This is a genomic window from Thetidibacter halocola, assembly GCF_018224955.1.
Taxonomy (GTDB): domain Bacteria; phylum Pseudomonadota; class Alphaproteobacteria; order Rhodobacterales; family Rhodobacteraceae; genus Thetidibacter; species Thetidibacter halocola.
In genome coordinates this window covers 94388-113243 of record NZ_JAGTUU010000007.1, presented here as the reverse complement: position 1 = coordinate 113243, position 18856 = coordinate 94388, and the positions used below count along the sequence as shown (strand labels likewise).

At 65.9% G+C, this 18856-nt stretch carries 20 protein-coding genes; 7 read left to right on the top strand and 13 right to left on the bottom strand.

What is annotated here, in order from left to right:
* The first annotated feature begins 52 nt into the window (after window positions 1–52).
* Window positions 53–811 carry an esterase/lipase family protein gene (locus KB874_RS17015; protein WP_212537758.1) on the top strand — a complete coding sequence of 253 codons (759 nt, stop codon included), beginning with the start codon at window positions 53–55 and terminating at the stop codon, window positions 809–811.
* Window positions 808–1947, top strand: a complete 1140-nt coding sequence (locus KB874_RS17010; protein ID WP_212537757.1) for an alpha-D-ribose 1-methylphosphonate 5-triphosphate diphosphatase — start codon at window positions 808–810, stop codon at window positions 1945–1947. The genes KB874_RS17015 and KB874_RS17010 overlap by 4 nt, the downstream gene beginning before the upstream one ends.
* A gap of 63 nt (window positions 1948–2010) precedes the next feature.
* Here the strand turns inward: KB874_RS17010 and polA are convergent, their stop codons facing one another.
* Window positions 2011–4812 (bottom strand): DNA polymerase I, encoded by a 2802-nt coding sequence (gene polA / locus KB874_RS17005; protein ID WP_212537756.1) that lies wholly within the window; start codon window positions 4810–4812, stop codon window positions 2011–2013.
* Window positions 4813–4931: 119 nt separating this feature from the next.
* Window positions 4932–5111, bottom strand: coding sequence for a zinc-finger domain-containing protein (locus KB874_RS17000; RefSeq protein ID WP_212537755.1), 180 nt, complete (start codon window positions 5109–5111; stop codon window positions 4932–4934).
* Window positions 5112–5185: 74 nt separating this feature from the next.
* Between KB874_RS17000 and KB874_RS16995 the strand changes: the two genes are divergently transcribed.
* Window positions 5186–6103 carry an ABC transporter ATP-binding protein gene (locus KB874_RS16995; protein ID WP_212537754.1) on the top strand — a complete coding sequence of 306 codons (918 nt, stop codon included), beginning with the start codon at window positions 5186–5188 and terminating at the stop codon, window positions 6101–6103.
* A gap of 248 nt (window positions 6104–6351) precedes the next feature.
* On the opposite strand, the gene KB874_RS16990 is transcribed toward KB874_RS16995, so the two are convergent.
* Complete coding sequence (locus KB874_RS16990) at window positions 6352–6720, bottom strand: histidine triad nucleotide-binding protein (RefSeq protein ID WP_212537753.1); 369 nt, start codon at window positions 6718–6720, stop codon at window positions 6352–6354.
* 48 nt (window positions 6721–6768) lie between these two features.
* Complete coding sequence (locus KB874_RS16985) at window positions 6769–8346, bottom strand: DUF5928 domain-containing protein (protein WP_212537752.1); 1578 nt, start codon at window positions 8344–8346, stop codon at window positions 6769–6771.
* A 136-nt stretch (window positions 8347–8482) separates the two neighbouring features.
* Between KB874_RS16985 and KB874_RS16980 the strand changes: the two genes are divergently transcribed.
* Window positions 8483–9301, top strand: a complete 819-nt coding sequence (locus KB874_RS16980) for a sulfotransferase family protein (protein WP_212537751.1) — start codon at window positions 8483–8485, stop codon at window positions 9299–9301.
* Between the two features lie 4 nt (window positions 9302–9305).
* Here KB874_RS16980 and KB874_RS16975 read toward each other — a convergent pair whose 3' ends face one another.
* From KB874_RS16975 to KB874_RS16965, 3 genes are read right to left on the bottom strand one after another with little or no spacing between them, the layout of a single operon-like run.
* Complete coding sequence (locus KB874_RS16975) at window positions 9306–9890, bottom strand: DUF1523 family protein (RefSeq protein ID WP_212537750.1); 585 nt, start codon at window positions 9888–9890, stop codon at window positions 9306–9308.
* Between the two features lie 10 nt (window positions 9891–9900).
* Entirely contained in the window at window positions 9901–10164 is a 264-nt protein-coding gene (locus tag KB874_RS16970) for a hypothetical protein (protein ID WP_212537749.1), read from the bottom strand.
* A 47-nt stretch (window positions 10165–10211) separates the two neighbouring features.
* Window positions 10212–10538: a hypothetical protein gene (locus KB874_RS16965; protein ID WP_212537748.1), complete on the bottom strand. Its 327-nt coding sequence runs from the start codon at window positions 10536–10538 to the stop codon at window positions 10212–10214.
* A 211-nt stretch (window positions 10539–10749) separates the two neighbouring features.
* Here KB874_RS16965 and KB874_RS16960 point away from each other — a divergent pair, with 211 nt between their 5' ends.
* Window positions 10750–11241: a peptidase associated/transthyretin-like domain-containing protein gene (locus KB874_RS16960; protein ID WP_212537747.1), complete on the top strand. Its 492-nt coding sequence runs from the start codon at window positions 10750–10752 to the stop codon at window positions 11239–11241.
* 5 nt (window positions 11242–11246) lie between these two features.
* Window positions 11247–11858, top strand: coding sequence for a ferric reductase-like transmembrane domain-containing protein (locus tag KB874_RS16955; protein WP_212537746.1), 612 nt, complete (start codon window positions 11247–11249; stop codon window positions 11856–11858).
* Between the two features lie 58 nt (window positions 11859–11916).
* Here the strand turns inward: KB874_RS16955 and KB874_RS16950 are convergent, their stop codons facing one another.
* The 5 genes from KB874_RS16950 to KB874_RS16930 form a co-directional block, all read right to left on the bottom strand.
* Window positions 11917–13116: a M24 family metallopeptidase gene (locus tag KB874_RS16950; RefSeq protein WP_212537745.1), complete on the bottom strand. Its 1200-nt coding sequence runs from the start codon at window positions 13114–13116 to the stop codon at window positions 11917–11919.
* A 207-nt stretch (window positions 13117–13323) separates the two neighbouring features.
* Window positions 13324–14436 carry a 5-methyltetrahydropteroyltriglutamate--homocysteine S-methyltransferase gene (locus tag KB874_RS16945; protein WP_212537744.1) on the bottom strand — a complete coding sequence of 371 codons (1113 nt, stop codon included), beginning with the start codon at window positions 14434–14436 and terminating at the stop codon, window positions 13324–13326.
* Window positions 14437–14500: 64 nt separating this feature from the next.
* Window positions 14501–15412, bottom strand: a complete 912-nt coding sequence (locus tag KB874_RS16940; protein WP_212537743.1) for a hypothetical protein — start codon at window positions 15410–15412, stop codon at window positions 14501–14503.
* Window positions 15405–15770 carry a hypothetical protein gene (locus tag KB874_RS16935; protein ID WP_212537742.1) on the bottom strand — a complete coding sequence of 122 codons (366 nt, stop codon included), beginning with the start codon at window positions 15768–15770 and terminating at the stop codon, window positions 15405–15407. The genes KB874_RS16940 and KB874_RS16935 overlap by 8 nt, the downstream gene beginning before the upstream one ends.
* 10 nt (window positions 15771–15780) lie before the next feature.
* Entirely contained in the window at window positions 15781–17256 is a 1476-nt protein-coding gene (locus tag KB874_RS16930) for an NAD-dependent succinate-semialdehyde dehydrogenase (protein ID WP_212537741.1), read from the bottom strand.
* Window positions 17257–17341: 85 nt separating this feature from the next.
* Between KB874_RS16930 and KB874_RS16925 the strand changes: the two genes are divergently transcribed.
* The gene (locus KB874_RS16925) at window positions 17342–18130 is read left to right on the top strand and encodes an alpha/beta hydrolase (RefSeq protein WP_212537740.1); all 789 of its coding nucleotides are present in this window, start codon (window positions 17342–17344) and stop codon (window positions 18128–18130) included.
* 70 nt (window positions 18131–18200) lie between these two features.
* On the opposite strand, the gene KB874_RS16920 is transcribed toward KB874_RS16925, so the two are convergent.
* Entirely contained in the window at window positions 18201–18791 is a 591-nt protein-coding gene (locus KB874_RS16920; RefSeq protein ID WP_212537739.1) for a DUF1285 domain-containing protein, read from the bottom strand.
* Window positions 18792–18856: the final 65 nt, after the last annotated feature.

The window sequence follows — 18856 nt, the reverse complement described above, 5'->3', positions numbered from 1 at the left end:
TGCGCTCCTTTCCCCTCTTTCATAGGCGCGGCGCGGCGGCTATGCCATGCACATGCGCCGCCTCCTCGCCCTCTGCCTGTGCCTGACCGCTGCACCCGCCGCGGCGAAGGACTGCATCGTGATGCTGCATGGCCTCGCGCGCAGCGAATACTCCTTTGCCCTGATGGCCGAATTCTTTCGTCTGCGCGATTACGAGGTGATCGTGCCCGGCTATCCCTCGACCGAGTTCCGGGTCCAGACCCTCGCCGAAGAGGCGCTGCCCGAGGCCGTCGCCGCCTGCGGCGAGCGCACCGTGCATTTCGTCACTCATTCGATGGGCGGAATCCTGCTGCGGTTCTGGATGCCCCGCCACCGGCCCGAGCGATTGGGCCGGGTCGTCATGCTCGCGCCGCCGAACAAGGGCAGCGAACTGGTCGACGAACTGGGAAGCCTCGAGCTTTTCGAATGGTTGAACGGTCCCGCCGGGATGCAGCTGGGAACGGACGGCCTGCCCCCTGCCCTGCCGGCGGTGGATTTCCCGCTGGGCATCATCGCCGGGAACAAGACGCTGAACCCCGTCTTCTCCGCCATGATCCCCGGGCTTGACGATGGCAAGGTTTCGGTCGAGGCGACCAAGGTCGAGGGCATGGCTGCCCATATCACGATGAACGTCACCCACACCTTCATCATGCAGGATCCAAGGGTGATGGCGCAGGTCGCCCTCTTCCTCGAAGAGGGTCGGTTCGACATCGAACTGGACTGGGGCGACTACTTCCTCACCGACGAGCTGCGCTGTCTGCTGCGTGACGACTGCCCGGACCGCAAGCCGTGATCCCACTGACCTTTGCCGGCGCCCGCGTGCTGCGTCCCGGCGGATGGGACAGCGCGCCGCTCTCCATCGCAGACGGGATCATCACCGACGCGCCCGAGAGCCACGTCATCGACCTGACCGGCTACAGCATCCTGCCGGGCATCGTCGATGCCCATGGCGACGGGTTCGAACGGCACATGGCCCCGCGCCGCGGCGCCCTGCGCGAAAGCGCCGCCGGGATCCGCGCCGCCGCGGCCGAGCTCGCCACCTGCGGCATCACCACCGCCATGTTCGCCCAGTTCTGGAGCTGGGAAGGCGGGCTGCGCGGCCCGGATTTCGCCGAAACCGTGTTCGACGCAATCGACAAGGCCCGCCCGACCGTGCCGGTCGACCTGCGCGCGCAACTGCGGCTGGAAACCCACCTGCTCGACGGATTCGACCGGGCCGAGGCCGCGATCCAGCGTCACCGGATCGGCTATGTCGTGTTCAACGACCACCTGCCCCATGACCGCCTGTCGGAGGGACGCAAACCGCCTCGCCTGACCGGGCAGGCGCTGAAATCCGGGCGCAGCCCCGAGGCGCATTTCGCAATGCTGATGGACCTGCACGCGCGCGGCCCGCAGGTGCCCGCAGCGCTGGACGCGCTCTGCGCCCGCCTGACCGCTGTCGGTGTGACCCTCGGCAGCCACGACGACCAAACCGCCGCAGACCGCGCGGCATGGCGCGCGCGGGGCGCAAGCATCGCTGAATTCCCTGAAACCCTCGACGCCGCACAGGCCGCCCGTGCCCATGGCGAGCCCATCGTCCTCGGTGCGCCCAACGCCGTGCGCGGCGCCAGCCACAAGGGCAACGCCTCGGCGCTCGACCTGATCGCGTCGGGGCTTTGCGATGCGCTGGCCTCGGATTACCACTATCCATCGCCCGCCCGAGCAGCATGGCGCTGCGTGGAACTGGGCCTGCTGGACGAGGCCGCCGCCTGGCGCCTTGTCTCCGAAGGCCCCGCCCGGCTGCTGGGCCTCGCCGACCGGGGCAGGCTGGATCCCGGCCTGCGCGCCGATCTGATCGTGATGGACGCGGATCGCCAGATCGTCGCCACCATCGCGGGCGGCCAGATCGCCCACATGACCGGCCCGGTTGCCAACCGCTTCTTCGGCTGAGACGTCTTCTGGCCTCAAACATCCAGGGAGAGTCGCGCACCGCGCGACGGGGGCAGACCCCCCTCAGTGCGCCTCGGCCCAGTTCGCGCCCTGCCCGGCATCGACGATCAGCGGCACGTCCAGTTTTACCACCGGCTCTGCCGCGCCTTCCATGACATCACGGGCAATGCCGATCAAATCCTCCGCCGCAGCCTTGTCGACCTCGAACAGCAATTCGTCATGCACCTGCAACAGCATCCGCGCGGGCAGGCCCGCGATCGCGGCAGGCATCCGGATCATGGCGCGCCGGATGATATCCGCCGCCGTGCCCTGGATCGGCGCGTTGATCGCGGCACGCTGCGCGAACCCCGCGCGCGGTCCCTTGGCACCGATCTCGGGCGTATGGATTCGCCGCCCGAACATCGTCTCGACCCGCTTGTGTTCCTTCGCGAAGGCCACCGTGTCGTCCATGTATTGCCGGATGCCGGGGAAGCGCTCGAAATAGCGGTCGATGAAACCCTGCGCCTCGGCCCGCGGAATCCGCAGGTTGCGCGCCAGGCCAAAGCCCGAAATCCCGTAGATCACGCCGAAATTGATCGCCTTGGCCTGCCGGCGGATATCCGGCGTCATCTGGTCGAGCGGCACGTTGAACATCTCGGACGCGGTCATCGCATGGATGTCCTGCCCCTCGCGGAACGCCTCTTTCAGCGCCGGGATGTCGGCCATGTGCGCCAGGATGCGCAATTCGATCTGGCTGTAGTCCAGCGATACCAGGACCTTGCCCTCGTCGGCGACAAAGGCTTCGCGGATGCGCCGCCCTTCCTCGCTGCGAACGGGAATGTTCTGGAGGTTCGGATCGTTCGAGGCCAACCGCCCGGTGTTCGCCCCCGCGATCAAATAGGACGTGTGCACCCGCCCCGTGTCCGGGTTGATGTGGTCCTGCAACGCGTCGGTATAGGTCGATTTCAGCTTGCTGATCTGTCGCCAGTCCAGCACCCGGCGTGGCAGTTCATGCTCCGTCGCCAGGTCCTCTAGGATGTCGGCCCCGGTGGCATAGGCCCCGGTCTTGCCCTTCTTGCCTCCCTCGATCCCCATCTTGTCGAACAGGATCTCGCCCAGCTGCTTGGGACTTCCCACGTTGAACGCCTCGCCCGCCAGCTGGTGGATCTCCTCCTCCAGCTGCGCCATCTTCTGCGCGAATGCGCCCGACATGCGGCTGAGCACGTTGCGATCCACCTTGATCCCGGCCATCTCCATCTCGGTCAGAACCGGCACCAGGGGCCGTTCCAGACCCTCGTAGACCCGGGTCACCTGCACGCGGTGCAACTGCGGTTTGAAGCTCTGCCAGAGGCGCAGCGTCACGTCCGCATCCTCGGCGGCGTATTTCGTCGCCTCCTCGATCCCGACCCGGTCAAAGGTGATCTGCGCCTTGCCGCTGCCGATCATGTCCTTGATCGGGATGGTCGTATGCGACAGGTAGCGCTCCGATAACGCGTCCATGCCATGCCCGTGCAGGCCCGCATTCATCGCGTAGGACATCAGCATCGTGTCGTCGATCGGCGCGATCCGGATGCCATAGCGCGCCATCACCTTGGCATCGTACTTCATGTTCTGGCCGATCTTCAGCACCGCCGGATCCTCCAGCAGCGGCTTGAGAGCGGCCAGAGCCCGGTCCATCGGGATCTGCCCCTCCAGCAGCTCGGACGAACCGAACAGATCATCCGCCCCGGGTGCCCGATGCGCCAGCGGGACGTAACAGGCGGTCCCCGCCTCGACACACAGCGATACGCCAACCAGATCGCAGGTCATCTCGTTGAGACCCGTGGTTTCGGTGTCGAAGGCGACCCAGCCCCGGTCCCGCGCCTGCGCAATCCAGCGTTCCAGCGCCACCATGTCGCGCACGCATTCGTAGGCCTCGGGAGCCACGGGCGGCGGCGGGGGCGCGTCGGTGTCGGGGTTCGCGCCCTCTGGCGTAGTGTCGGGGATCGCCGGCGCCTCGATGCCCAGGCTCTCGGCGATCCGCCGCGTCAGCGTGCGGAACTCCATCTGCGTCAGGAAGGCCATCAGCTTTTCAGGCTCGGGCGGCCGCACCTCGAGATCATCGAGGGAAAACGGCAACGCCATCCGGTCGTCCAACTGCACAAGCTTCTTCGACAATTCGATCTGCTCACGCATCTCGATCAGGGTCTGGCGCCGCTTGGGCTGGGGCACTTCCTCCGCCCGATCCAGCAAGTCCTCCAGCGAGCCGAACTCGTTGATCAGCAGCGCCGCGGTCTTTATCCCGATGCCAGGCGCCCCGGGCACGTTGTCGACCGAATCCCCGGCCAGCGCCTGCACATCCACCACCCGCTCGGGGGGCACGCCGAACTTCTCGATCACGCCCTCGCGGTCGATCCGCTTGTTCTTCATCGGGTCGAGCATGTCGACGCCGTCGCCCACCAACTGCATCAGGTCCTTGTCCGAGGACAGGATGGTGACGCGCCCGCCCGCTTCACGGGCCTGTCGCGCCAGCGTCGCCATGATGTCGTCCGCCTCGAAGCCCTCGATCTCTTCGCAGGCGATGTTGAAGGCCCGCGTCGCCTCGCGCGTCAGCGGGATCTGCGGACGCAAATCCTCGGGCATCGCCTCGCGGTTGGCCTTGTAAAGGTCGTAGAGGTCGTTGCGGAACGTGTGGCTGCCCTTGTCGAAGATCACCGCCACGTGGGTCGGCGCGTCCGACCCGTTGTTGCCGTCGATATAGCGCTGCAACATGTTGCAGAAGCCAGACACCGCCCCGATCGGCAGCCCGTCCGACTTGCGCGTCAGCGGCGGCAGCGCATGGAAGGCACGAAAGATATAGGCCGACCCGTCGATCAGATGCAGGTGGCACCCCTTGCCGAACGCCATGTCTTCCCCTCCGTCAAACGCAACGATGCGGGCCGCCCTGCGCCACCCAGCCCTTCATCTTGCCAGATAAACTCCCGCCGGAGGCTCCCGCAACCAGCCACGCCGTGCAGGGCCGGCGATCAGACCTTGCCCTCGAAATCGCGATGCACGTATTTCGCGTCGCAATAGGGACATTCGACGAACCCCGTCTCGTGCGGGATGGACAGCCAGACGCGCGGATGGCCCAAAGCCCCCTCCCCGCCGTCGCAGGCGATGCGGTGGCTGTCGACGATCTTCGTCTCGGGCGCCTCGATGGTCATCGGCCGTCTTCCCTTTGCATGTCCCTTGTCGCTTGCGTTATGGGCAATCCGGCAGCCATGGGCAAGGGGACGGCATGACACAGGACGCGATCCGCATCGAAGGGCTGAAGAAAACCTATGCCGGCGGCAAGCAGGCGCTGAAGGGCATCGACCTGACGGTTCCCGCCGGGTCGATCTTCGGCCTGCTGGGTCCGAACGGCGCCGGCAAGTCGACGATGATCAACATCCTCGCGGGCCTCGTGACCAAGTCCGCCGGCCACGTGCAGATCTGGGGCTGGGACCAGGACCGCAACCCGCGCCAGTCCCGCGCGGCGATCGGCGTCATGCCGCAGGAGCTGAACCTCGACCCGTTCTTCACGCCGCGCGGCGCGCTCGAGGTGCAGGCGGGCCTTTACGGCGTGCCGAAATCCCAGCGCCGCAGCGACGAGATCCTCGAAATGGTCGGCCTCAGCGACAAGGCCGAGGCCTATGCGCGGACCCTTTCGGGCGGCATGCGCCGCCGCCTGCTGCTGGCCAAGGCACTGGTCCACGCGCCGCAGGTTCTGGTGCTGGACGAGCCCACCGCCGGCGTCGACATCGAATTGCGCCAGATGCTCTGGTCGAACGTGCGCAAGCTGAACCGCGACAACGGCATGACCATCATCCTCACCACCCACTACCTCGAGGAGGCCGAGGAAATGTGCGACGAGATCGCCATCATCAACCACGGGCAACTTGTGGCGCGCGACAGCACCGCGAACTTGCTGGGCCAGCTCGATGCCAAGACGATGGTGATCCACCCCGAGACCCCGGCCGACCGCCTGCCCCATGGCAAAGGGTTGATCGCCGAAACCCGAGAGGACGGCACCATCGCAATCAGCTACCGCGCGCGTGAAACCGGCGCCGAGGCGGTGCTCGAGGCGGTGCGCGCCGCCGGTATCCGCATCCGCGACGTGCGCACCGAACAGGCCGACCTCCAGGATGTCTTCCTGTCGCTGACCCGCAGCACCTGAGGCGCGGTTCGCGGCCCATAGCCGGGTTCCTTGCGGATGGCGCCGGGGGCTCTGGCCCCGGCCCCCTGAGTTCATCAGGCAAGACGAAGTGGAAAAGTCCGCGACACAGCGATCGACCGCTCCGGGAGCGATCCCAGACTGCCAACTTCTTGGGTTGAATAATAGCGCGGGGGTTCGGGGGCAAAGCCCCCGAGGCCTGCGTGGCCCGAACGCAAGACAAACCTGCGCGGCGCAGCCGCTCCGATGGATCAGTCCCGGGTCAGCATCCGGCCCAGCGGACGCCCCGCAAGGATATGCACATGCAGGTGCGGCACCTCCTGCACGCCCGCCCGGCCCGCATTGGCGATCAGGCGGAACCCGTCCTCCTCGACGCCTTCCATCTTGCAGACCTCGCCGATGGCGCGGACGTAATCAACGATCTCGGCCTCGGAGGCCGTCTGCGCGAAATGGTCGAAGCAGACATAGGGCCCCCTGGGAACCACCAGCACATGGGTCGGCGCCTGCGGGGCGATATCGCGAAAGGCAATGCTGTGCTCGGTCTCCAGCACCGTCTGGTTGGGAATCTCTCCGCGCAGGATCTTCGCGAAGATGTTCTGGTCGTCATAGGTATAGGCCATGGCGTCTCTCCGGATTTTGCCCCTGTAGAGCAATCCACCCCCGCGCCGTCAATCCGAGAACAGGTGTTCGGTCCGGGCGAGGTCCAGCGCCTGCGCCTCGGTCACGCCGAGAAACAGTTGCAGCGCCTGCGCGTTCGCCTCGGGGCGATCCGCCTCGCGCATGCGGTGGAAATGGTCGAAATGCGCATCCCGGATGCGGTCGCTTTCGTGCAGGATGTCGTTGCGCACCGTGGGCAGCAGGCGGTCCACCGTCTCGCGCGGGGTGCGGTCCCCCGCCAGGCCAGAGCGCATCGCATGGCCCACGAGGTAGTCATCGGAAAAAACGCACTCGATCTCCAGCATCCGGGTCACGGCGCGGTCGCGGCCGAAATCCTCCAGCAGATCGAGGTTGAGCGGATCGACGCAGATCACCATCCGGTCGGTGCCGTAATAGTCGTAGAGCATCCGCATCAGCGCGCGGCGGTGGCGGTGGCGCTTGGCAAGGCTCTTCTCGATACCGCCGAGGTCGGGCAGGTCGCAGGCCTCCTCGTTGAACAGGTATTCGATGCAGGGGACGTTGGTCATCTGGCGGATGCGTTCGACCAGGCGCTTGGCCACGTGCCATTTCTTGCAGATCACGATCAGCAGTTCGCGCTCGCGCCCCAACGTGCTTTCCTTTTCCCAGAACCGCGGCGCGAACCGGCGGCCCTCGCGGCCCTTGGCGGCCAGAAACTTGTAGAGTTGTCGCCCCTCGTTCGAGATGCGAAAGCGCACGCCCTCTGCCGCCCAGAGCACGCCCAACCGGCGCTTCAGCTCGGTGGCATGGGGGCTGATCTTGCGAGCAAAGAGGAAATCCTGCGCCAGCAGCAGGTCGTAATGGTCGTTATACAGAGTGACCGGCATGCCGTAGTCGGAAAACATAAGGAAGGTCAGCGTGCGGCTGTCGATCTCGTGCCCGGGGATCAGGTGGCGCACGGCGGTCTGGAAAAACGTCTCGTCGGGGATCCATGTGGTGCGGAAGAAGCGCAGCACGTCGCGCCGCCGTTTGGCAAAGGCCAGGACCGCCTCGACGGTGCGGCGGCGCAGGCACCACCATTGGCTGCCGATCATCACCTCGAGGTCATCGGGGATCTTCCGCTTCAGCCCGAGGCGCTTCTGCACCTCGAACATGGCGTAGAACAGGCGGCGGTATTTCCGCTCGTTGACATAGTGGCGATAGACCAGCCGTTCCTCGCGCCAGCCGGTCGCGATCCAGTTCGAGCGGAAGAAATCCACGCTTTCGATGTAATCGCAGTCGCGCCGGTCAAGAAAGTCGCGCGCATATTGCGCCGACTTGATCGCCATGCAGTCGCCGGAGACCATGTAGAAATGCGTCGCCCGCGGAAAGGCGTCGGCAGCGGCCTGAACCGTGCGCAGGGTGGCATCCACCAGGCTCCATTCCCCCCAGCCGCACTTGATGCGCCGTTTCGGGAAGGTCACGCGATCGTTGTCCTTCAGCGCGGCGCGGATGCGGCGGTAGTCGGCGTCGGGCGCGCGGCCGTCGAAATGGATGGCGATGAAATCGCCCACGGCGGTCAGGCTTTGAGCCTGCCGGATGATGGCGTCAGGGTCCTTGTGACACAGCAGGATGAAGGCAATTCTTGCCATTCAGTCAACCATCCGCCCTTTTTTCGCCCGATTGTTTATGTTTCTAGGAAGGGTTGAGGCCGGATTAAACCGGCTTTCTTAGCGTTTTGCAAAGAAAGCCGCGGCACAAGGACAAAAAACCTCAGGGGCGAACCGCATGGCCTTTCCCGGGACGTGGATGACCGAAAGCCAGAGCATGGTGTATCGGGTGGTGCCGAAATGCGCCTGCTCGACCATCGGGCAGATCATGTATTACTCGGACCACGGGCGGTTCTATGATGGCGACGTCCACGACGCCACCGAGGGCCTGCACAAATGGGCGCAGGAACACAGCCAGCCCATCATCAAGGCCAGCATCAAGACGCGCACGGGCTATACGTTCACCTGCGTGCGCAACCCGTATTCGCGGGTTCTGTCGTCCTTCTTCGACAAGATTTGCGGCATCCAGCGCAACGGCAAGCGGTATCGCGGCAATCTCGTGCCGCTGCTGATCCAGAAATACGGGATCGAGGTGGGCGGCGACGACGGGACCGAGGAATTCGACCAGGTCCGCAGTTTCCGCCGCTTCCTGCTGTTCGTGCGCGACACGATCCGCTGGCGCCGCCCGATGGAGCCGGACATTCACTGGTCGTCCGTGTCGGGCCATGTCTCGACCTTCATCGTGAATGGCGGGCGCTATCGCCACATCTTCTGGACCGAGAAGTTCAACGAGGGAATGCAGACCGTTCTGGACAACGTGCAGACGCCCTACCCCGTCGACCTGGGCACGATCCCGCGTTTTAACGAGTCAGAGGGTCACGGGCCGAAACGCCTGCACCCGGTCGAGGACTACTTCGACGACCTGTCGATGCACCTGATGAAGGAAATCTACCACCGGGACTTTCAGCTGTTCCGCTACGATTTCGACAACCCGGCCAACAAGTTGCCACTGGGCGAGATCGACCTCGACGAGGTGCACGCCAAGCTGGGGGATTGAGGCGTTACCTGACTCCTGCGATACGGTCTCCGATCCGCTCGAACAGCGGGTCCAGCCGGTTTTCACGGAACCGCCGCCAGCGCACCCAGATCGCCCAGATCGTGCCGAACAGCGTGGTCAGGATTACTATGTTGAGCCAGGGGATGATGGTGACGTCCGGGCCGTCCACCGCCCGGATAGAGATCGCGTTGGGATAGATCGAGATGAACTCGTTGCGCCAGCCGTAATGCTTGATCGCGACCCAGCGCGGGCTCTCGGACGTCGAGCGCAGGTCGGCCGCCTCGGCCTGGAGGTTCGAGGTGTCGAACTTGAAATAGGGCGGCCAGCCCCAGCCGGTATCCTCGTTTCGGTAGTCCATGACGCTGCCATTGGCCCGGCGGGTCTGGATGAAGAAGACGTCACGGTTCGCGCCCGTCGTCGCCTCGCCGGTATCGGCGCCCGACCAGAACCAGCTGTTCTCGCCGAAATCGACCCTGCGTTCATAGGTGTCGATCACCCTCGCGATATCTGTCTGCGGCAATGTGTAATGCAGGAAGGCCGCCACCACCGCCCAGAACAGGGTGATGAAGACCCATTTCACGTAAACCATGCCTGCCCCCTCAATGGAAATTCGTCAGATACACGATAATGCCGATCAGCACCATGGGCACCACGTAGACGCCCAGGATCAGCTTGCGGCGCAGGCTGTGATCATACTCCTTCAGGCCCGCCTGGACAAACGCGTCCCGGTCGCCCTCGGGGTGTTCGTCCCACTTGGCCTCGAGCTTGTCGCGCCGCACGGCACGGGAATAGAGCGACAGCGAGACATAGACCACTGTCAGCACCAGAAAACCGAGGATAAAGAACCGCGCAAGCGCCAGCATGACCGCCTCCTGTTTCCGAGGTGGCCCAGCGGGCGCGCGAAATCAAGCTACCAGGTGTTGGTTTTCCAGCGCCGCGGCGCGGTGGCGACGGTGATCAGCACGATCGGCAGCCAGATCAGCGCCGCCTTGCCGCCCAGCGCGGCAAGGTGCCTCATGCCGCGGCCGGTTCCCAGCATGGGGGCGACCTGCGCCTCGCGCAGCAGGTAGAACCAACCGAACATCGCCCCGGAGAGCAGCCACATCAGGATCGACGCCACGATCCCGGTCAGGACCATGCCCGGCACGGTTTCCGGCATCATGCGTTCGATGGCGCGCGTCAGCAGGATGGCGAGCGCGATCAGGATCAGCGAGGGAACAAGCAGCGCAACGATCATGCGCCAAGAATGCGCTTCGCGCGCTCAGCGATCAAGCGACAGGTGCCGCGAATTGTCCACAACCCGGGCGCAGGTCGCCGAACCCCGATCACAAAGGCGTAAGCCCGGTTCCATCCCGCCCGCGACGCGCCATTCTTGGTGTAGAACGACACAGGCGCGCGCCCGGATACGGCGCCGCCAGATGACACGAGCCAGAGGGGAGACCATCGCCATGACCGTGGCACAGCAGACACGCCGCCGTTTCCTTGCCGCCGGTGTCGGGGCGGCGTTCATCACCGCCGCGACCGGCCTGGTGGTACCGGCCCGCGCGCAGGGCCTTGCCCCGACACCGACGATGCGCGGCGGCGCAAACAACTACCGCCCCGGCGCCCCTATCGTCGAACGCATCGGCGGCGGCGGGTTCTGGATGACCGGCACGGTCCGGCGGGCGGGTGACGGCGCACCGCTGGAAGGCATCCGCATCCAGATCTGGGCCCATACGACCGAGGGCCACGAACGTGACCCGCACAGCCACGGCGCCACGCTGACGCGGGCGGACGGCACCTTCCGGCTGGAAATGCCGCAGATCGTGCCCGCCTTCGGCCAACCGCATGGCCACCTCGCCTATGACGATCCGGCCTTCCAGACGGTGTTCCTGCGCCCGGTCATGCCCAGCCCGCGTGACATCAGCCTGAGCGCGCATTTCGTGCTGCAACCGGCCTGACCGCCATGCCCCGGATCGGCGCGATGCTGGCCTGGGCCGCCGTCGCGGCGGCGGTCATGCTGCCCTTGGGCATTGCAGCGGCCAGCCCGCTGATGGCCTGGCGCGGCCCGGTCTACATCGCCGCTTGCCTGGCCGGGGTGGCGGCGCTGGGGTTGATCCTTGTGCAGCCGCTGCTGGCGGGCGGCTACCTGCCGGGCCTTGCAGGTGTGCGGGGGCGACGGGTGCATCGCGGCGTCGGCCTGGCCCTGGTCGCCGCCATCGTGCTGCATGTGGGCGGGCTCTGGCTGACCAGCCCGCCGGACGTGATCGACGCGCTGACCTTCACCTCGCCGACGCCGTTCTCAGCCTGGGGGGTCGTCGCCATGTGGACGCTGTTCGGCGCCGCCCTGCTGGCCGTACTGCGCCGACCACTGCGCATCGCGCCGCGCCTGTGGCGCCCGGCGCATTCCGCGCTGGTCGCAGTCACGGTCGCGGGCAGCGTGGTGCACGCCCTGTTGATCGAGGGAACGATGGGTCCACTGTCCAAGACGCTGCTCTGCGCGCTGGCGGTGGCCGCGACGCTAAAGGCGCTGCGCGACCTGCGCGCCTGGTCGCCGCTGTTGCGGCGGCGGGCCTGACGGCCCGCCTCGAGTGCCGCGCGGCACAGAAGATGCCGCGCGCCCGCTTTATGGTACTTCAGACGACGTTGAACCCCGGCCCATAGGGATAGCCGGTGATGTTCTCGTTGCCGCCCTCGGTGATGACGAGGATGTCATGCTCGCGATAGCCGCCAGCGCCGGGCTGGCCTTCGGCGAGGGTCAGCATCGGTTCCATGCTGATGACCATGCCCCGTTCGAGCACCGTGTCGATATCCTCGCGCAGTTCCAGCCCGGCCTCGCGTCCGTAGTAATGCGACAGCACGCCAAAGCTGTGGCCGTAACCGAAGGTGCGGTATTGCAGCAGGTCGCGTTCCGCGAAGAAGGCGTTGACCGCCTGCGTGACCTCGGCGCAGGAGGCGCCCGGTTGCAGCAGGCTGATACCATATTCATGGGCGGCCACGTTCGCCTCCCAGATCTTCAGGCTGGCATCGTCGACTTCGCCCACGAACAGTGTCCGTTCCAGAGCGGTGTAGTAGCCCGAGATCATCGGGAAGCAGTTCAGCGACAGGATATCACCGCGTTGCAGCTTGCGCGCCGTGACCGGGTTGTGCGCCCCGTCGGTGTTGATGCCGGACTGGAACCAGACCCAGGTGTCGCGATATTCGGCATCGGGAAAGCGTTTCGCGATTTCCAGTTCCATTGCGTCGCGTCCGGCCATGGCGACGTCGATCTCGCGCACGCCCTCGCGGATCGCGTCGCGGATGGCATAGCCGCCCACGTCGGCCACCTGCGCCCCATGCCGGATCAGGGCGATCTCGGCGGGCGACTTGTGCATGCGCTGGCGCATGGTGGCGGGTGCCATGTCGACCATCGCGGCGGGCTTCAGGAAGTCTTCCATCAGGTCGCGCTGCGCCAGCGTCAGGTGGTCGGCTTCGTATCCGATCACACTTCCTTCGCCGGTGACGGACATGACCGCGCGCCAGTAGTTGTTCCGGGCCCAGTCGGTGTAGGTGATGTTGTCGCCGTGGCAGCGCCGCCAGGGCTGGCCCGCGTCGATCCCGGCACTGATGGTGACACTGTCGGTTGCCGTCACAACCAGCCCGTAGGGCCGGCCGAAGCTGCAATAGAGAAAGCCGGAGTAATAGGCGATGTTGTGCATCGAGGTGAAGACGCAGGCCTCGACGCCGGCATCCTCCATCCGGGCGCGCAGACCTTTGACGCGCGCGTCATATTCCTCGGGGGCGAATGGCAGCACGCGGTCGCCCTGGTGAAAGCGGTAGAACTGGGGACGGTCCATTTTGTTCACTCCTTCACGCGGCGGGATCCTCCCCTGCCGCATTGGCAAAGCAAGATCCCGGCGTTCAGGACGTGTGGGGTATGAAACAAGGCGACGCCATCGCCTGACCCTGCACAAAGCCATGCGCCGGAGCGCGTGACTTGGCAAGCGAAAAGAAAGGGGCGGGGATGGTCCCCGCCTCGCTTGCCGATGCCCCACGGCCGGCGATCAGGCCTCGCCCCAGATTGCCTCGGCGCAAGCCACCACCAGTTCCAGCTTGCGGCGCTGGTCGTCCTCGGTCACGGCATTGCCATGCTCGGTGCTGGCGAACCCGCATTGCGGGGCGATGCCCAGCTGGTCGAGATCGACGTATTTCGACGCTTCGTCGAATTTCGCCTTGAGCCAGTCTAGCGATTCCAGTTCCGGCGTCTTGGTGGTGATGAACCCGGGCATGATGCGCTGCGACCCCTTCGGCAGCAGGCGCAGCGGCTCCAGCCCGCCGGCGCGGTCGGTGTCGTATTCCATGAAGAATACGTCCACCCCGGTCGAGAAGATCGCCTCGGCCGCGAGGTCATAGGCGCCCTCGGCCGCGTGGGTCGACCGGAAGTTGCCGCGGCACATGTGCATCCCAATGGTCATATCGGAGGGCCGGTCGGCGATGGCGCCGCGCAGCATGTCGGCATACTTGCCGATCAGCCAGTCCGGGTCGATGCCTGCCTCGGCCTTCTGCGCGCGATGTTTCGGATCGCAGAGATAGGCGAAGAAGATGTCGTCCATCTGGAGATAGCGGCAACCCGCCTCGTAGAACTTTGCCACGGCCTTGCGGTAGGTCGCTGTGATGTCTTCGAACAGCACCGCGAGATCCTTGTATGGCGCGTACCGCACGCGCTTGGGGTCCAGACGGAAATGCACGCAGGACGGGCCGGGAATCGAGATCTTGGGGCATTGCGTGGTGTGGTCCGCGACGAAACGGAAATGGTCGAGCATCGGGTGATCGTCGGGAAAGTCGAGTGGCCCGTTGATGGCCGGGAACACGCCCGGAGTCTTGACCCCCTTGAAGTTGAAGCCCTCGCCATCGTCCTGCTCGATGTCGAGGCCGGTCAGCATGTCCATGAAGTCGTAGTGCCAGAAGGCGCGGCGCGCCTCGCCGTCGGTGATGGATTTCAGCCCGGCCTCTTCCTGCATCCGGATGAGTTTCGGGATCTCGCGATCCTCGATCTCCTTCAGCGCGGCGCCGGTGATGCCAGCCTTGCGTGCCTCGGCCACGGCGGCCGGGCGCAGCAGGCTGCCCACGTGATCGGCGCGGAACGGCGGTTTCACCGTGGTTGCGGCGTCTTTCATCGTCTGTCTCCCGTCGGTCTTGGTCTTTCGGTGATGCCAATAGATGCGCCCGCGGGCAACCGGTTCAAGGGATGACCCAACCCGCCCGCCGCAGCGCCGCCGCGATCTGCGCCGCAGCGTCGGGCCGCGAGATGTCGATGGCGTGGCGGCGGAAGAACCACCACAGATAGGCCGCGAAATCGGGGCGGTGCGCGGAGGCGGCGGCAAGAGCGGCCTCGGCCCCGATCTCTGTCACACGCAGCCCGATATGGTGAAAGTCGATCCTCGCGAACAGGACGGCGGGCTTGTCCAGCAGGAAGCCCTTGAGCGCGACCGAGGAATTCTGCGTCACGACAAAGCTGCAGCGCGGCAGCAGCGCGTCCGAGCCGCCGGTCTGCACCGACAGGCGCGGATGCACCCCGGCCAGGGCCCGCAGGGCGTCCAGTTCGGGTGTGCTGTAAGTTTCCTGTGGGTGCAGCGTGGCGACAACCGGGCGGGGGTCGTGGCGCAGCACGGCATCCAGCATGGCCATCGGCGCGCAGGTCTGGAACGACCGCTGCGCCAGCAGCCGCCCCTGCAAGGGCACCAGGATGAACCCGCCATCGACGGCGACCGCATCGCCAAACAGCCGGTGCCGCCAATTGCCGGCAAAGCGCGCGGCCTTCGGCGGGTTCACCTCCGACGGATCGAAGGCCGCCCGCGCCACCGGCCAGTCCCAGCGCCGCCCATGTTTCTCGATGTGCCAGAACGGCCCAAGATAGCCGCGCCGGAAGGTCACGCCATCCGGATGCGGCGGGTCGATCATGCGAAAGATGGCCGGGCCAGGCAGATGCGCGGCCTCGACCAGGTCGGCCGGGCCGTCATCGCGCAGGACCACGGAAAGCCCCGCCGCCTCCAGCACACCGCCCAGCGCAGAGAGGAACGGATCGCGCCCCGCCTCGGCCCGCGCGCGCACCGGCGGCGGCAGGTGGATGCGGACGACTCCTGTCTCAGCCATCGCCATCCGCGCGGCTCAGCCAGAGCTTGTATTGCAGGCGCGCCCCGGATCGTTCTGCATCCCGCAGCTTGCGCCGGAACAGCACGAAGGCACGACGGGGATCGCGGTGATCCTCCCAGTTCTCGCCCGGGAGATCGGCACCGATGATCTCCCAGCCGATGTCGCGTGGGGGTTCGTGCAGCATGTAGGAGGCGGCCTCCATCATCGACACGCCCTCGCCGCGTTCCAGCGCGTAAAGCGCCAGCAGCAAGGCCTCGTCCCGTGACAGCCAGGGCGTACCCGCACCGCCATGGGCGGCTTCGAGCCACGCCGCCAGCGTCGCGGCAGCGGGACCGTCACCCTGGCTGGGCCGCCCCACCACCGCCGCCTCAGACCGTCATGCAGATATATTTCATCTCGAGGTAATCCTCGATGCCGTGATGGCTGCCTTCACGGCCAAGGCCCGATTGCTTGACCCCGCCAAACGGCGCCACCTCGGTCGAGATGATGCCGGTGTTCACGCCGACGATGCCGTATTCCAGCGCTTCGGCCACCTTGTAAACGCGACTGAGATCCTTGGCGTAGAAATACGAGGCCAGGCCGAAGATCGTGTCGTTCGCCATCGCGATGACCTCGTCCTCGTCCTTGAACGCGAACAGCGGCGCCATCGGGCCGAATGTCTCGTCCTTGGCCACCAGCATGTCCTGCGTGACGCCGGTCACGATGGTCGGCGGCAGGAAGTTGCCCGGCCCCTGCATCGGCTCGCCCCCACCCATCAGCACCTTGGCACCCTTGGCGAGCGCGTCGGCCACGTGCTCCTGCACCTTGGTGATGGCGTCGGTGTTGATCAGCGGACCAAGGTCGGTGCCCGGCTCCAGCCCGTCACCCACCTTCATCCTGGCCACGCGGGCTGCCAGCTTTTCGGCAAAGGCGTCATAGACCCCTTCCTGCACGTAGATCCGGTTGGCACAGACGCAGGTCTGGCCGTTGTTGCGGAACTTGCACAGGATCGCGCCCTCGACCGCCGCATCGAGGTCGGCGTCGTCGAACACGATGAAGGGTGCGTTGCCGCCCAGTTCCATCGAGCACTTCATCACCTGGTCGGCGGCCTGCCGCAGCAGGATTCGCCCCACCTCGGTCGAGCCGGTGAAGGTCAGCTTGCGCACCTTGGGGTTCTCGCAGAACTCCTTGCCCACCGCCGACGAGGACGACGACGGCACCACGTTGAATACACCCGCCGGGATGCCGGCGCGCTCTGCCAGCACCGCCAGCGCTATGGCCGACAGCGGCGTTTCGGATGCGGGGCGTGCGACAAAGGCACAACCCGCCGCCAGCGCCGGTCCCGCCTTGCGGGTGATCATCGCGTTCGGGAAGTTCCACGGCGTGATCGAGGCGGCGACGCCGATCGGCTGCTTGATGACGGTGATGCGCTTGTCGCGCTGATGGCCGGGGATCGTCTCGCCGTAGATGCGCTTGGCCTCCTCGGCGAAGAACTCGATGAAGGCGGCGCCATAGGCGATCTCGCCCTTGGCCTCGGCCAGCGGCTTGCCCTGCTCGGCGGTCATGATGGTGCCCAGGTCCTCCTGGTTGGCCATCATCAGGTCGAACCAGCGGCGCAGCACGGCGGCGCGTTCCTTGCCGGTCCACTTGGCCCATTCCTTCTGCGCGGCATAGGCGGCGTCGATCGCCCCGGCCACCTGCTCGCGCGACAGGTCCGCGACCTGGGCGATCACGTCGCCGCGGGCTGGGTTGGTCACGTCGAACGTCTTTTCGCCCTGCACCCAGGCGCCGTTGACATAGGCGCGCGTTTCCAGCAGCGAAGGGTCCTTGAGCAGGCTTTTCAGATCGGTCATTTGGTCGAGCATGATGTCCTCCGACGTCTTTCGTTTCGGCTTGGCGACAGCCAGATCATCTGATGAACTGCAAGTCCACCCCCAGAGTGAGCCGATCATGGACCTGAGCGACGCCTATTCCATTTCCAAGCATACTCCCGGATTCGAGGCATACCCACCCCTCTGGGCGCAAAAGGCCGAGGCCTTTCGCAACCGCCTGTCCGAGACGGGCCACGCCCGTCTGGGCCTGGCTTATGGTGACGGAACGCGGCAGGCGCTCGATCTGTTCCTGCCCGAGGGCTCGCCGCGCGGGCTCGTCGTCTTCGTGCATGGCGGCTACTGGCTGGCCTTCGACCGGTCCAGCTGGTCGCACCTGGCCGAAGGCGCCCGCGCGCGCGGCTCGGCGGTGGCGCTACCGTCTTACGATCTCTGCCCGACCGTCCGCATCACAGACATCACCCGCCAGGTCGCGCAGGCCGTTACCTTCGCCGCGCGAGAGGTTCCCGGCCCGATCCGCCTCACCGGCCATTCCGCCGGCGGGCACCTGGTCGCTCGCATGGCCGCGCCCGGCATCCTGCCAGACGAGATTGCCGCCCGCCTCGCCCATATCCTGCCGATCTCGCCACTCACCGACCTCGCACCACTCATGCAGACCGCGATGAACGCCGACCTGCGCATCGACGCGGCCGAGGCGCGCGCCGAAAGCCCGGTGCATCAGGCAAAACCGAGGGTCCCTGTCACGATCTGGGTCGGCGCGAACGAACGCCCCGCCCTGCTCGACCAGTCCGAACGGCTCGCGAACGCCTGGGGCTGTGGTCACGTGGTCGAACCGGGCAAGCACCATTTCGACGTGATCGAAGGACTGGAAGACCCGGGAGGCCCGATGGTGGCCCGGCTGCTGTCCTGACCGCTGTTTCTTCGGACCAGAAATACCCTTGGGGGCGGCGGACTCGGGTCGCCCCTTGCGATCCGAAACCCTAGCCCGGAAGCTCCGCCGACGGGATCATCGGAAAGAACACGCCGCCCGACCACAGGCCGAACCAGTCGATCCCGTCCACCGCGTGATGCGCACCGATCTCGACCAGCCGATAGAAGCTCTTTCGGTCGATCAGTGCCTCCAACCCGGCGCGCACATGCACATAGGGCGACGGTTCGCCCGTCTCCGGATCGCGCAGGACGCGGATCGGGTTGTCCTTGCCTGCGACGGTCACGTCCCCCACATGTGTGGTAAAGGTCAGGACCTGCGCATCGCCGTCCCCCTCGGCGGCGAAGTCGACAGCGACGAACGGCGCGTCGTCTACCGTGATGCCAACCTTCTCGACAGGCGTGACAAGGAAATATTTACCATCTTCGAGCTTCAATATCGACGAGAACAGCCTGACCAGTTCAAAGCGCCCGATCGGCGTACCAAGGTAGAACCATGTGCCGTCCCGCGCGATCCGGATGTCGAGATCCCCGCAAAAGGGCGGGTTCCACAGGTGCACCGGCGGCGGCCCTTTGCGCGTCGCGCTGCGAACCGAGGCAGCCAGGCCCTCGGCAGAGGGTGTCACGAGATTTTGTGCACTCATTCGTTTTGCCATTTCCGTTTACAGCAATACACTCAACTCCACACATATAGAACTTGCAGGAGAGA